This is a genomic window from Flavobacterium sp. 11 (assembly GCF_002754315.1).
GTDB classification, from domain to species: domain Bacteria; phylum Bacteroidota; class Bacteroidia; order Flavobacteriales; family Flavobacteriaceae; genus Flavobacterium; species Flavobacterium algoritolerans.
The window spans coordinates 2,980,215-2,994,446 of the sequence record NZ_PEFE01000001.1; the positions used below are offsets into that span (position 1 = coordinate 2,980,215).

The 14,232-nt window shown below is 36.2% G+C and carries 10 protein-coding genes and 1 tRNA gene; 7 read left to right on the forward strand and 4 right to left on the reverse strand.

Annotation, left to right across the window (positions count from 1 at the left end; all coding sequences use genetic code 11):
• Window positions 1–134: 134 nt before the first annotated feature.
• Entirely contained in the window at window positions 135–461 is a 327-nt protein-coding gene (locus tag CLV00_RS13010; RefSeq protein WP_099715586.1) for a helix-turn-helix transcriptional regulator, read from the reverse strand.
• Between the two features lie 852 nt (window positions 462–1,313).
• Between CLV00_RS13010 and CLV00_RS13015 the strand changes: the two genes are divergently transcribed.
• Genes CLV00_RS13015 through CLV00_RS13025 form a run of 3 tightly spaced genes read left to right on the forward strand, consistent with a single transcriptional unit; the run spans window position 1,314 to window position 8,323 of the window.
• Entirely contained in the window at window positions 1,314–4,307 is a 2,994-nt protein-coding gene (locus CLV00_RS13015) for a SusC/RagA family TonB-linked outer membrane protein (RefSeq protein ID WP_099715587.1), read from the forward strand.
• 19 nt (window positions 4,308–4,326) lie between these two features.
• Window positions 4,327–5,736: a RagB/SusD family nutrient uptake outer membrane protein gene (locus tag CLV00_RS13020; protein ID WP_099715588.1), complete on the forward strand. Its 1,410-nt coding sequence runs from the start codon at window positions 4,327–4,329 to the stop codon at window positions 5,734–5,736.
• Window positions 5,737–5,740: 4 nt separating this feature from the next.
• The gene (locus CLV00_RS13025; protein ID WP_099715589.1) at window positions 5,741–8,323 is read left to right on the forward strand and encodes a prolyl oligopeptidase family serine peptidase; all 2,583 of its coding nucleotides are present in this window, start codon (window positions 5,741–5,743) and stop codon (window positions 8,321–8,323) included.
• 837 nt (window positions 8,324–9,160) lie between these two features.
• Here the strand turns inward: CLV00_RS13025 and CLV00_RS13035 are convergent.
• Window positions 9,161–9,478: a hypothetical protein gene (locus tag CLV00_RS13035; protein ID WP_099715591.1), complete on the reverse strand. Its 318-nt coding sequence runs from the start codon at window positions 9,476–9,478 to the stop codon at window positions 9,161–9,163.
• 39 nt (window positions 9,479–9,517) lie between these two features.
• Window positions 9,518–10,198, reverse strand: a complete 681-nt coding sequence (locus CLV00_RS13040; protein WP_099715592.1) for a nucleotidyl transferase AbiEii/AbiGii toxin family protein — start codon at window positions 10,196–10,198, stop codon at window positions 9,518–9,520.
• 216 nt (window positions 10,199–10,414) lie between these two features.
• Between CLV00_RS13040 and mobA the strand changes: the two genes are divergently transcribed.
• The 4 genes from mobA to CLV00_RS13055 all read left to right on the forward strand — a co-directional run bounded on the left by mobA (window position 10,415) and on the right by CLV00_RS13055 (window position 14,075).
• Entirely contained in the window at window positions 10,415–10,846 is a 432-nt protein-coding gene (gene mobA, locus CLV00_RS13045; RefSeq protein ID WP_099716346.1) for a conjugal transfer protein MobA, read from the forward strand.
• Window positions 10,843–12,132 (forward strand): conjugal transfer protein MobB, encoded by a 1,290-nt coding sequence (gene mobB, locus CLV00_RS13050; protein WP_099715593.1) that lies wholly within the window; start codon window positions 10,843–10,845, stop codon window positions 12,130–12,132. Before mobA ends, mobB begins: the two co-directional genes overlap by 4 nt.
• Before the next feature lie 280 nt (window positions 12,133–12,412).
• The gene (locus tag CLV00_RS16415) at window positions 12,413–12,568 is read left to right on the forward strand and encodes a hypothetical protein (protein WP_158234603.1); all 156 of its coding nucleotides are present in this window, start codon (window positions 12,413–12,415) and stop codon (window positions 12,566–12,568) included.
• Window positions 12,552–14,075 carry a recombinase family protein gene (locus tag CLV00_RS13055; protein ID WP_099715594.1) on the forward strand — a complete coding sequence of 508 codons (1,524 nt, stop codon included), beginning with the start codon at window positions 12,552–12,554 and terminating at the stop codon, window positions 14,073–14,075. Before CLV00_RS16415 ends, CLV00_RS13055 begins: the two co-directional genes overlap by 17 nt.
• Here CLV00_RS13055 and CLV00_RS13060 read toward each other — a convergent pair.
• Window positions 14,066–14,140 (reverse strand) — tRNA-Val (locus CLV00_RS13060). The genes CLV00_RS13055 and CLV00_RS13060 overlap by 10 nt on opposite strands.
• Between the last annotated feature and the right edge of the window lie 92 nt (window positions 14,141–14,232).

A 14,232-nucleotide genomic window follows, 5' to 3' on the forward strand; every position in this document is an offset into this window, starting at 1 on the left:
GACTTTTTATTTGTTGAATCCTTTTTGGTTAAATTACAGAAAGTTCATTTCGATAATTTATACGCAATAACTACCATACAAAATCCTTTCTAAAATTCTTTATGGTTGTCCTTAAAGGCAATAAAAAAAGATGCTTAGGCATCTTTTTTTGTGTTCGTTTTCAAAACAAAATCATCATTAATCTTAGAACCATATTGTTTTTCAATTAATTTGAAAAATTCAGATAAATCAATTTTTTTGTAAAAGCAGATAATTGCTAGTGTTGATAAAGGTATTCGGTACCCATCATCATTTTTAATCTTAGTTAGAACATGAGGATGTATACCAAGTTCTTGGCTTTGAGATAAATTTGATTTAGTATCTGAAATCCATTCTTTTTTAATGTAGTTACAAACAAATCTATCGAGCAAAAATATTTTTGCTTCGTTACTTTTATTGCTATCACTATTCTTATTACCCATTATGGCAAAAGAAAATATTATTTACGAATTTTATTGGCACGATAGTGCTAGTTTTGAATAAGTTTGTTATATTTGTAACATATTTATATATTTGCGATCCTTCATATAAAATATTTGAAGCATTCGCTTAGAATCTCGTATCAGAAAATTGGCGTTTTATAACCACGAGATGATAAGTAAGATGCTCACGTCCCATGGCGTGGGCTCACTTATTTGTGGTTAAGGTATGCCAATGCCTCTGATGCAATAAGCTGAGTTCCATGCCATTTTTTATGCGCAAAAGTTACTCCCTTTTATTCTTAGCAAATCTTCTTTTTTACAGTATCGTAAATCAATTAATTGAATTAGTTAGTTTGGAAACGCACTGCCTGAGTTGGGCTGCAACTGGCAACGGCAGTGTACTTTCCTAAAAAAACAACAATATAAATTCAAAAGCCTTTGTACCCAAAAAAGAGTGTTCTCAAGATCTGTGGTAACAGCAATGGCGCAAATCGAAATAATAAATTGAAAAACAGGAAACAACAACGAATAGATGAAATACTATAAAACTATAAAAGTTACTTTAATTCTAGCTTTAATTACACTGATAATTTGTTGGCTTTATGGTTCCAATGCTTTTATATAAACAGCAATAACTAAGAAAACTAACTATTTATTTTCACATCACACGGCTTGCTTCGATGTGACAACACCTAATAAAATACTGATAACGCCTATGACTTAAAAAATAAAAATCTATGCCTTAGCGCTTTCGAGGCTAATCAGAAAAAAAAGGCCCTCTAACTCTTCTTGGCGGACGAATAGAGGACCAAAGCAAACTAAACCGAAGTCTAACTAAACCAATTCAAAAGTATGAAAAAAAAATCATTTTTGAAGTTTTGGACAACAACACAACTGTCCAAACTGTCCTGCATCCTTTTCCTGTGCTTCATAACAGGATTAAATGCGCAAACACGATCTATCAAAGGTATAATTACCGATGATACCAGCACAGTTCCTGGTGTAACCATAAAGGTTAAAAATAAGCCACCAACAGCATTTTCTGATGAAAATGGAAATTACACCATACTAGCAGCGGAGAATGATGTTTTGGTTTTTTCCTATCTAGGCTATAAAACGATTCAAATTGTAGTTGCAGATCAAGTAACTATCAATGTAAAATTGACTGAAGATGCAACGACTTTAAAGGAAATCGTAATAAATGCCGGATATTATTCTATTAAAGAAAAAGAGCAAACCGGTAGTATTGTAAGAATGATTGCAAAAGACATCGACAAGCAACCTGTCACAAATGTACTAGCTGCAATGCAAGGAAGATTGGCAGGTGTCAATATCATTCAAGATGGAGGAACTCCCGGCGGTGGTTTCCAAATTAAAATTAGAGGTCGCAATAGTATTCGTCTTGATGGAAATGAACCATTATATATTATTGATGGAGTACCCTATTCAAACGAGTCCATAGGAAGCACGAATACTTCAACGGCATTACCAAGCCAAGCCAGCCCGCTCAACAGTATTAACCCAAATGACATTGAAAGCATCGAAGTATTAAAAGATGCCGATGCAACGGCAATTTATGGCTCAAGGGGAGCAAATGGTGTGGTATTAATTACCCGAAAAAAAGGAAAATCAGGCAAAACAAACATTTCAGTAACGGCCTCAACGGCCGTTGGTACAGCTACTAAATTTGTAGAGCTGATGAATACGCAGCAGTATCTGTCGATGCGTAAACAAGCATTTATCAATGATGGAATTCCAATATCGGATACCGATTATGATATAAATGGAACTTGGGATCAAACTCGATATACCAATTGGCAAAAGGAATTATTAGGCGGTTCAGCAACAATCAATGACTTTAGAACCAGTATCTCTGGTGGTAGTGAAACAACACAATTCTTGATTAGTGGGAACTACAGAACCGAGGGAACAGTCCTTCCGGGAGATTTCAGGTACATTAAAGGAGGGATTCTTAGCTCAATAAACCACACTTCTTTAGATAAGAAATTCAAAATCTCTTTTTCGGGAAATTACACGGCACAAGATAATCTACAAGCAGCGACAGATTTGACGTTAACAGCGCGTTATTTGGCACCAAACGCTCCCGCACTGTACGATTCAAATGGAAATCTGAATTGGGAAAATGATACCTTCGAAAATCCTTTGGCACCTCTAAAAAGTACCTACCGTGCAAATACTAATGACTTGGTGGCCAACAGCGTATTGTCTTATGAACTAATTCCAGGTTTAGAAATAAAATCAAATTTTGGTTTTACCGATTTAAAAACCGAAGAAGTTCGAACAATACCATCCACCATTTACAATCCCGTTTACGAAGTTGGGAGTGACAATTCCTTAATGTACTTAAACCTTACCAGCAGACAATCATGGATTATAGAGCCACAACTAAGAGGTTTCAAAAATTTTAGAAACCACAAATTTGATGTACTAGTGGGGATGACAAGCCAACAGCAACGTACAGAACGCCTATTCCAATCGGGTATTGGTTTTGCAAACAACAATCTGATTAACAACTTAGCTTCTGCAATTACAAAAAACACAACCAATAGCGATACCTTTTTGTACCGTTATCAAGCTTTTTTTGGTCGCATCAATTACAGTTACGACGAAAAATACTTTTTAAACTTTACAGGTCGTCGGGATGGCTCCAGCCGATTTGGACCAGGCAAACAATATGCTAATTTTGGTGCTATTGGAGCTGCATGGATTTTTAGCAAAGAAAAATTCAATCCAGAAAATAGTAAAATGAGTTTTGGAAAACTCCGTTTTAGTTATGGAACTACAGGTAATGATCAAATTGGAGATTATCAGTTTTATGATACTTACGGTACAACTGGTGCAAATTATCAGGGCATAATTGGGTTACAACCTACACGACTTTATAATGCCGATTTTGGATGGGAAACCAATCGTAAACTAGAATTAGCTTTAGAAACTGGTTTTTTTAAAGACCGAATTTTTAGTACGCTAGCTTTGTATAGAAATCGTTCGTCGGATCAATTGGTGGGTATTCCTATGCCAGCTACAACAGGTTTCTTGTCATTGAATGCGAATCTTGATGCTACCGTTGAAAATTCAGGTTTTGAATTTTCCGTAAGAACCCTAAATATTGATTCAAACTCTTTTAAATGGTCAACAAACTTCAATGTGGCCGTTGCAAAAAATAAATTACTTTCTTTCCCGAATCTTTCAGGTTCTACTTTTGCAAATCGGTATGTGATTGGCCAATCCATTGATATTGTAAAATTATACCAAAGTAAAGGTGTTAATCCACAAACAGGATTATACGATTTTGAAGATTTAAATGGGGATGGAAGCATAACAGCAGGCGACAAGCAAATTAGCAAGGACTTATCTCCTAAATATTTTGGAGGCATCCAAAACCAATTGGACTATAAAAATTGGCAATTGGATTTTTTATTGCAGTTCGTAAAAAGAGATAATTACGATTACATTTCAAATGTTCCGGGAGGTGGTCAAGTAAACCAAAGCAACACTAGTGGTGATGCTTGGCAGCAAATTGGGGATCAAAGCAGTTCGCAACTGCACACTACGGGACTAAATGGTGCAGCGGTAAGCACTTATTATAGGTACATAGAAAGCGATGCTGTAATTACAGACGGCTCTTTTATCAGACTAAAAAATATTTCACTTTCCTATGATATTCCGTTACAAGCGACCACTAATGTAAAATGTAAACTTTTTATTCAAGGTCAAAACCTACTGACATTTACATCTTACAAAGCAGGTGATCCCGAGTTTAAGTTCTCAGGATTCCTCCCTCCGCTAAAAGTGATCAGTGGCGGAATGACATTAAACTTTTAATCCTCAAAAAAATAGTAATATGAAAAATTTACAATTTATAACGGTACAAACAAAGCCATATCAGGTGTATCGCATTCTTTTGGTTTTGACAGTGATACTTTTTTCAAGTTCCTGTAGTGATTTTGTAGAGGTTCCATTACCTAATTCTCAGCTTACAGGAACTACAGTGTTTGAAAGTGAATTGACAGCAAATGCAGCAATGGCACAAATCTATGCACAACTTCGTGACGGCGGCATCCTATCTGGATTACCTACTGGTGCATCTGTTAGAATGGGATTGTATGCGGATGAATTACAAGATTATACCAACTCTACAATTGCCCTACCTATTTACAACAATGCGCTTACGGCTGATAATGCTACTGTGGCGTCACTTTGGACTTCAAGCTATAGTCAAATATATAACGCAAATTCAGTTATTCAAGGTGTTGAAAATTCGACCGGGTTACCTATTGCGGTTAAAAACAGAGTGTCGGGTGAAGCACTATTCGTTCGTGCTCTCGTGCATTTTTATCTGTTGCAAATTTATGGTAGCATCCCCTATATTACAGGAACCAATTATGAAATTAATAGAAAAGTTACGCGCAGTTCTGCAGATGAAGTATATACAGCAATCGCGAAGGATTTAGAAATTGCCAGTTCTAGATTGCCTGAAAATTATAGTTCTTCGGATCGCGCCAAACCCAATAAAATGGTGGCCAAAGCCATGCTGGCCAGAGTATATTTATACATGAATAAAAATACAGCAGCAGCAAATGAAGCAACTACGGTTATCAATAGTCCACTTTATGCTTGGGAAACGGATTTAAACAAAATTTTTCTAAGAAATAGTAAAACTACTATTTGGCAATTAGCATCAGCAACAGCGGTACGAAATAGTAATGAAGGTACAACTTTTATTTTCGTATCAGGACCGCCACCAGTTTGTGCACTTCGTACCGATTTTATGAATGCATTTGAAACGGGCGACCAACGCAAAGTGAATTGGACAAAGTCAGTTACCACCGGACTGAATACTTGGTATCATCCCAATAAATACAAACTGCGCACCGCAACAACAAGTTCGCAGGAATATTCTATTGTGTTGCGCTTAGCAGAACAATATTTGATCAGAGCCGAGGCAAGAGCAAAACAAGGCGATTTAGCAGGCGCAAAAGAAGATTTAAATAAGATAAGAACGACCGCTGGTTTACCAATAATTACATCAACTATCACTTCTGAAATTTTGTCTGAAATTCAAAAACAGCGAAGATTTGAGTTTTTTACGGAACATGGGCATCGCTTTTTTGATTTAAAGCGCAGTGGAACAGCTGATGGAGTATTATCTGTTTCAAAACCAGGTTGGAATAGTTCAGATATTTTGTGGCCTATTCCAGAGCTAGAATTGAACGCAAATCCAAATTTACAACCACAAAACACAGGTTATTAAAGTTATGAAGCTATTAAAAAACCATAGTAATACTGCTTTAGGTTATTCTTGTAAAAAAACAATTTTGTCATTTTGGATAGTATTATCCTGCTCTATTTACGGGCAGGATCATTCCAAAAAGAATATTGCTGCAGCAGAGTATGAAAGGTGGGGCAAATTAGAAAACAGAGCTATTTCCCAAAAGGGAAACTGGATATCATTTGATATGCAGTACAGCAATGGTTCAGATACACTCTTTGTGAAACATACGCAGAAAAATATTGGATTTAGTTTTCCACAAGGAACACAAGGCAAATTTGGTGGTGAAATTGCATTTGGTGCCTTTCAAGGAGATAAAGTAATAGTAACTAACTTAGAAAATAGTGAAAACATTAGTATATCAAATTGTACTGCTTTTGAATTTGCCAACAGCGGAAAAATTATTGTGAGCTTTTCCAATGATGGGGAATTAATGGTGAGGATCATAAAAAATAAAGAAATCATCCAACTTCCAAATGTAACAGAATACCAATTGGACCAGCCTAACAATATCCTGACTTATCTCACTAACAATAATGGGAAAAGTAGTTTCGGAACAATAAATCTTAGGACAAACCAAAAAACAGAATATCACACAACGCCACACAAGTTATTTGGTCTTACATTGGCAGAATATGGAAAAGGTGTTTTTTGGCTCGAAGAGGGCATCAACGGGAAATACACAAAACTGAACTTCTACAAAAACCAAGATAACAGTATTCAAACCTTTGAACCAAAATCATTCTCAAATTTTCCAGAAAAGCATGAAATTGTTACCACAAAATCTTTCAAAATTTCAAGTGATGGTAAAAGGGTATTTTTTGGAATCGCGAAAGTCAAAGAAGAGGCAACACCAAAAAAAGACGATGTCGAGGTTTGGGATACAGAAGATTTATGGATTTATCCAAAAGCAAGTAGGGAAAATTTAGAAGGGTATTCCACTTTATCGGTTTGGTTTATTGAAGAAAAGCGCTGGAATACGATTACAAGTAAAGAACTCCCTTTTGTACAGCTTAACGGCAGTAAATCAGTTGCATTACTTTACAATCCAACGGCATATGCTCCTCATTTTAAGCGCTATGGTGAGGTTGACTATTTCTTGTACAATCTGGCTGATGGTACCAAAAAGCTATTTTTGGAAAAGCAACCTAGTGAAAATTACTTATTGTCTTTTTCTCCAAATGGAGCATACATATGCTATTTTAAAGATAAAAATTGGTGGCTCTACAATATAAAAAAACAATCTACGGTGTCAATTGTGCCACCTGCAGGCTCCGAATGGGTTTCAAATGATTTAAAGTACATAACAAGACCACATGTTTTTGGAATGAAAGGATGGAGTGATAATGGAGAATACCTTTTGCTACAAGATGAGTTTGATATTTTTAAATTTGATATCAAAACAAGTAAACTAAAACGGATTACAAAAGGTCGAGAAAGCGGTACTTACTTCACTGTAGATGGTTCAAATATCAAGCAAATAGGAAATGATAATTACAATGGCTGGGCACTAACTGAAATTAATTCAGCTAATGATTTAATTGTTTCAGCAAGAAATGCGACCACCAAAGCACAACAATTCAAATTAGTTTCTACATCCAACACTTTAATTCCACTAGCAAATAATGCTACAAAATCAGATGAATTGCGTAGAGCCAATAATGAAGTCTATGTCTATCGAGAACAATCGCATAATGAGTCTCCAAGAATTGTATCATTTAAAAACGGTGTAAATAAGGTTCTGTTTGAAAGCAATACCCATGATAAAAACTTTAATCAAGGAAAGGTAGAACTAATTTCATTTTCAAATTCAAAAGGAGACAAACTGCAAGGATTATTATATTATCCAGTAAATTATGAAGTAGGTAAAAAATATCCGATGATAATCAATGTGTACTCACAAATCACTAACTCATTGCATGAATATTGCATTCCGACTTTATACAACGATACCGGTTTTAATGTGAAACATTTTGTGCAACAGAATTATTTTGTACTAATGCCTGATGTGAAATATTATGAAGGAGAAACCGGCAATAGTGCACTGGATTGTGTTGTTGCTGCAAACAATGCAGTTGTAAAAACAGGAATGATTGACGCAAAACATATTGGCTTAATAGGGCATTCTTTCGGAGGTTATGAAACAAATTACATCATTACAAAATCGAAAATTTTTGCAGCTGCAGTATCGGGTGCAGCAATTTCAGACATGGTAAGTTGGTATTTTAGTAACTCAAAAAGTCTCAATATTCCAGAATTATGGCGAAGTGAAACGCAACAATGGAGAATAGGAAAGTCTATTTTTAAAGACAAAGAGTTGTACCTAAAAAATTCACCAATACTTTATGCAGATAATGTTACTACACCATTACTGTCTTGGGTGGGTAAAATGGAGACTAATTTACCCTACGAACAGAGTTTACTTTTTTATAATGCGTTGAGGAGAGCCAAGAAAAAGAATGTTTTATTAGTATATCCAAAAGACCAGCATGTAATTGTAATCAAGGAGAATAAAATGGACCTTACAAAACGAATTACCAATTGGTTTGACCGATATTTAAAGGAATAAAAATAAATAAGTGCAGTTTTTTCAAACTGCACTTATTCGTTAATCGTAAATCCATTTAGAATTTTGATAAAACGCCGACTTTGGAGACGTTTTCCAGCCCCCTGCAAGGGCAAGTGGTTTTGAGCTGCGGAAAGTATTTCAAGCAGTTCAAAACACAACTTGCTATTTTCTCTCGAAAATATTCTTACCGATGGTTTTAATTGAAAGGGCTTGATGCCCTTTTTTTGATATAGCTAAACTGGAAGGTAAATTAATTCAATAAATTAATTTAAAAAGCGTTCGATTTCAAATCTCAGACCAGTATAATCATCGAAGTATAAGGATTATGATTGTTTATCACAATCAAGTTTGGAAATCAAACTTACCTAATTATGTATTTACGTATTTATGTATTTACGCTTGTCACCCCATAAGCACAAAGCTCTGTAGCAACGCACTACTTTACAAAAGTAAACATGTAAGCATAGTTGTTAATAGCTACAGATTGAAATATATACATATGCTTTTAAAACTGTATTTATGTATATACGCTTTTACATATAAATATGAATGTGGACATGAGTAAATATTTAAGCTTTCAAATATTGCTGTATGTGCATATGCAAAGGCATAAATATAAATTCAAAAGAAAACAGAAAAACCGTAAAAAAGAAAAAGAAAGCAATTTCACAGGGCTGGCAGTAAACTTAGCAAAAGGAAACGGAATAAGTCCCGTAAGGGTGGATTGTGAGGAACGAGCAAGACATTATGCCGTAGTCTTTTGCTAAGTTTAATGCTTGGCCTAACTTCGTTTTCTTTTTATTTATTTGTTCGTAAGAATGGCTTATAGTATAAAAACTAGATCCAGCTGTAGGGTTTATCTTTACGGTTAAGATAGCAGTACATCTCTTCCTTTTTAAGTTCAGGAAACAATTTTAAAGCCTTGTCAATGGCATAATTTGGAAGAAAATAAATTTCGTCACGAATCGCTTTCACCACCTTTTCAAGGCCGTAGAAACGAACAATTTCGTCGATTTCTTCTTTTCCTCCACGCTCTACGATACGGGCAATAATAGTTTTATAGGCTCTCTCAAAGTCCATTGCATCTATATCGAAATCCCAAAAAAATACTGGGTTTAGATTTGGGAATGCCTTATTTTTTTTAACTCGTGCCATGAAGTAAATATACGATTTTTTAACTTCTTATTCAAACGCTTAGCGTCTAAATCCATTTCCTTTATTGGGTGGAGGAATTTGATTTTTTGATTCAGAAAATGAAATGGAAGGATTGAAAACTGCTTTTTTTAGTCGCTGGGTCATTTTGTTCCAATTGGTTTCTTTGCCTTTCAGGAGTTTGACTTTTTCTTCTTTGTCTATATTTCTATGATCCATTAATGCAAGAGCAGCTAGTCTCGGATTTCCATTATATTTGTTTTGGTAAGTTTCTAAATAGGTTTTAAGGGAATGGTGTTCCAAAAGAAAATACATGTCAACAAAGTCTTTTATCCTTGTGCCGTTTTGGAAAATCGCATGAAGCTTCATAGCACCGATGTCATATAAAGATGCCAGACGTACACCTTCTTCAGTCCGAATTGGTTCCTGCCACGGATATCGGTGGGCAATGATATCTACCTTAACCAGGCCTATATCTAAAAGCATGGTGTTTTCAAGTATCTCCCTGATTTTTACCGGATGTTGATCTTTAAGATGGGAAAGCATTGCCAGTTCATCAAAATCTCTAATTGTAAACAGGTCAATATCTATGCTTAGCCGATGGCCTATCATAAGGCTAAGAGCCGTGCCTCCAACAAGGCTGAAGTCTTTCAGCTTTTCATCTTTCATAAGTTTCTGGAGAAGTTCCCACATCTCCTTGCTGACTGTTTCTTTGTAGAGCATAATTTCACGTTTTTCATGAAATTAATTCCGAAAGCGGGGCACTCTTACATACTGTCCTGTCGTGGCTTTATTTGACGGGAGTTGTCCTTAAAGCGAAAATCCACATGCGGAAATAATAAGCCAAATGCTTCCATATTCTGCAATATCCAGAAGCGATCACTAATGATTAAGTATATTGGTTTTAAAATTATTTAGACGAAACCAGTAAAAATGGTTATGGAAGACAACGGCAAAACCACCCCGCATAAAGGAGGCAGGAATCCCAAGAAAGATCCCGCCGTTCACCGCTATTCTATAAGCCTTAGTGCTGAGGAAAATGCATGTTTCCTTTCTCTCTATGAAGCTTCACGCATGGATGTAATGGCGCATTTTATTACGGCATGTATTTTCCAAAAAGGAATTACGACCATAACGGTTGACAAGGCAACCATGGATTACTATATGCGCCTGACCACTTTATTCGGCCAGTTCAGGGCTGTAGGAACCAATTATAACCAAGTAGTAAAAATACTTTACCGCAATTTTTCTGAAAAGAAAGCCGCAGCCTATCTCTATAAATTGGAAAAGCAGACAGCAGAAATGGCGGTATTGTGCCAAAAAATCATTCTACTAACTGAGGAGTTTGAAGCAAAATACCTGAAAAAATGATAGCGAAAATCGGAAGAGGCAACAATCTGTATGGTGCGTTGGTGTACAATCAGCTCAAAGTGGAAAAGGAAAACGGGCAGGTTTTGTATACCAATAAGATAATTGAAACTCCTGATGGCAGTTATGCAGTCGGTCAACTGTTGCGTTCTTTTGAACCGTACCTGCTGGCCAATCGAAAGACTGAAAAACCAATATTACATGTCTCTCTCAATCCTGATCCGAAGGATAAGGTAAGTGATGAAAAATTCAAACTGATGGCTCAGGAGTATATGCGGAAAATGGGTTACGCTGAACAGCCTTTTGTGGTATTCAAGCATACTGATATTGACCGTACCCATATTCATATTGTATCGGTTTGCGTGGATGAAGAGGGAAGAAAAATATCTGATAAATTTGAAAAAAGGCGTTCGATGGATGTCTGTCGTGAATTGGAAAAAGAATACTGCCTGATATCGGCTATCGAGAAAAAGCAAAATCCACAAAATCAAATATTCAAACCCGTTGATTATAAGGCTGGGGACATAAAGAGCCAGATGGCTTCGGTAATCCGTCATTTGCCAAAGTACTACAAATTTGAGGGTTTCGGCACCTACAATGCCCTGCTTTCCCTTTTCAATATTACCGCCGAAGAAGTCAAGGGGGAATTTAATGGAATCCCAAAACAAGGACTGGTATATTTTGCATTAAATGAAAAGGGAGAAAAAGCAAGCAATCCTTTTAAGGCTTCGCTATTCGGTAAACAGGCAGGATATGTTCAGCTTCAACAACACTATGGGAAGTCCAAAGAATTGTTGAAAAATGAGCCATCCAAAGCTTTGCTTAAGACAACCATTGAGATGTGCTTACAGACGGCATCGGATGAAAAAGAATTCAAAAAAAGGTTGTTGGAACGAGGTATTAATACCGTTGTAAGACGAAATACCGAAGGCAGAGTTTATGGAATAACCTTTATTGACCATAGTTCAAAATCCGTGTGGAATGGTTCGCAATTAGGCAAAAACCTTTCGGCTAACGTATTCAATGACTGGTGGAATAATGGCAATAAAATGGAGCAGCCAGTACAAGGAAATCTTGCTTCAAAGAACAATGCCACTATAAATGAAGATATCAAACAATCACACAAGCTGTTTGACTTTTTGGTTAAGGAAAATATGTCCTATAGCCATGAAGAAAACAACCTTATTGAAGTCTTTGGAGGGTTATTATCCAATGGAAAAGCAGAAGACTATGATGAAGAATTATTTGTCAACCAAATGAAAAAGAAAGCCAGACGCAAAAAAAGATAGTGCATACTATCAATTTTAATCGCCAGCCTTTTTGTTGATTCACGACAAAGGAGTGATTCATCAAATTGGCTGTACCAACAATTTTTAAAAACAAAGACTGTCCCGACGATAAGGAGGGATTGTCTTTGTTTTTTTATAACTGTATTCAATGTTGTCTTGAGACTAATACAGCCAAAGAGTTCCTCGGTGAGACTGTAATTACTCCTAAGCTTTCAGATGGGTTAAATTCATAAGACTTAAAAACAAACATTGTTTTAACAAAAGGCAAAGGAGGTACAAAATGAAGCATGAAGATGTCAAACAGACTGATATAGAAGAATATATATTGAAAAATTATGAAGATATAGAACAGGAAAAAGAACAAAAATTCGTAGATTTAATGATTGAAATTATTGTATCATTAACATTGAAAGAATTATATGAAGAGGGCGATTAGATATTTAAGATTTAGTCAATTAGGGCAAAGTAATGGCTCGATTGAAAGACAGGAATTGTATACCGACCAATACCTGCAATATAATAATATACAGTTGGTAGATTCCTTTATCGACAGGGGTAAAAGTGCCAAGACTTTTGACCGTCCCGATTTTATAAAATTACAGGCATTCATTGCCAAACATTATAAATCAGTGGATTACCTACTTGTAGACCAGCTTGACCGTTTCAGCAGGGATGCGGGTGAAGCTATGAGTTTGGTCAAACAATTCCAAAAAAAATACAGTATTCAGATTATCAGCGTGACCGAAGGGATAGTTTTTGATTATGATACACCGGGAAGCTTTTTCCGAGCAGGCTTACAATTGTTGCTAGCTGAAGAAGACAATATCAACAGGAGTATAAAAGTGCGTGGCGGACTCTATACCGCCCGTGCTAAAGAAGGTCGTTTCCTTACTAGAGAAAAACCTTTCGGCTACAGCAAGGTTGGAGAAGGAAAACAGCGCCACCTTGAAGTAAATGAGATAGAAGCTAAAATTGTCAAAACAATTTATGATATGTATCTGCGTGATGTGCCGTTATATAAAATCAAAGAAATAGCTTATCAATCAGGTTTTGACAGGAAAGGCAACATGGCTATTGATCGTGTGCTTGCAAATCCCGTTTATGCAGGGCTTGTAAGGGTTGAGCCGTTCAAAGATTTGCCGGGAGGTCTTTTCCCAGCCATTCATGAGCCAATAGTTGATAAGACAACATGGACAATGGTACAGTCTAAAATGAAGAAAGTTGATAAAGTAAAGGTAGTTATCGATGATGAAATACCGCTACGAGGAGTTGTAAAATGCCATTGTGGAACTCCGCTTACTGGTGCGCCTTCTCGTGGTAAATCTGGAAAATACTTCTACTATTATAAATGCAAGCATTCAAAACATAACAATATAAGTGCAATCAAAGCACATGAGCAGTTCTTAAATGCCTGTGACCTTATGAGCGTTCCCGAAAGACAGATTAAGGATATAAGAAATGGCTGTTACGCTTCACTTGAACAGGAAGTAAAAGCAAACAGGAAAAAGGCAGCAGACAAAAAAAATGAACTGGAAGAAGTTCAGCAGCGATTAAATGCGGTAGAAGAAAAATGGTTTAGGGACGAGATAAACAAAGATACTTACGACAGATGGTATTCTACCTACAGTGATCATATATTAAACCTTACAGCTGCAATAGAAAGATTCAGTACAAATAAAGGTAAAGCTTTCGAGGTTTTGGACAGCAATCTGGATTTATTGGGTGATATCAGACACATATATACAAAGTCAGATGTTTTGCAAAAACGTCAGTTTGTAAACATGGTGTTCGATGGCAATTTGTACTATGAAAAGGGTATATATCGAACACCTACAATGTTAGATCTGTTATCTCATAATGCCAGTAAAATGGAGGAAAAGGGATATCTTATATATCAAAAAAAGAGGGATAATCTAAAGATTATCCCTCAAAGTGGGCGATGAGGGGTTCGAACCCCCGACCCCCTCGGTGTAAACGAGGTGCTCTGAACCAGCTGAGCTAATCGCCCTAAACAATGCAGTCATTTTCATTTCCTTATTGCGAGTGCAAATATACAGCTAGAAATCGTATCTGCAAGCAAAACTGTAAAAAAAATGAATA

Excerpts from the sequence above, each read along its gene's own strand:
- CLV00_RS13035 (WP_099715591.1), bottom strand. The coding sequence starts at position 9,478 with ATGGCACGAGTTAAAAAAAATAAGGCATTCCCAAATCTAAACCCAGTA.
- mobA (WP_099716346.1), top strand. The coding sequence starts at position 10,415 with ATGGAAGACAACGGCAAAACCACCCCGCATAAAGGAGGCAGGAATCCC.
- CLV00_RS13015 (WP_099715587.1), top strand. The coding sequence starts at position 1,314 with ATGAAAAAAAAATCATTTTTGAAGTTTTGGACAACAACACAACTGTCC.
- CLV00_RS13020 (WP_099715588.1), top strand. The coding sequence starts at position 4,327 with ATGAAAAATTTACAATTTATAACGGTACAAACAAAGCCATATCAGGTG.
- CLV00_RS13010 (WP_099715586.1), bottom strand. The coding sequence starts at position 461 with ATGGGTAATAAGAATAGTGATAGCAATAAAAGTAACGAAGCAAAAATA.
- CLV00_RS13025 (WP_099715589.1), top strand. The coding sequence starts at position 5,741 with ATGAAGCTATTAAAAAACCATAGTAATACTGCTTTAGGTTATTCTTGT.
- CLV00_RS16415 (WP_158234603.1), top strand. The coding sequence starts at position 12,413 with ATGAAGCATGAAGATGTCAAACAGACTGATATAGAAGAATATATATTG.
- CLV00_RS13055 (WP_099715594.1), top strand. The coding sequence starts at position 12,552 with ATGAAGAGGGCGATTAGATATTTAAGATTTAGTCAATTAGGGCAAAGT.
- CLV00_RS13040 (WP_099715592.1), bottom strand. The coding sequence starts at position 10,198 with ATGCTCTACAAAGAAACAGTCAGCAAGGAGATGTGGGAACTTCTCCAG.
- mobB (WP_099715593.1), top strand. The coding sequence starts at position 10,843 with ATGATAGCGAAAATCGGAAGAGGCAACAATCTGTATGGTGCGTTGGTG.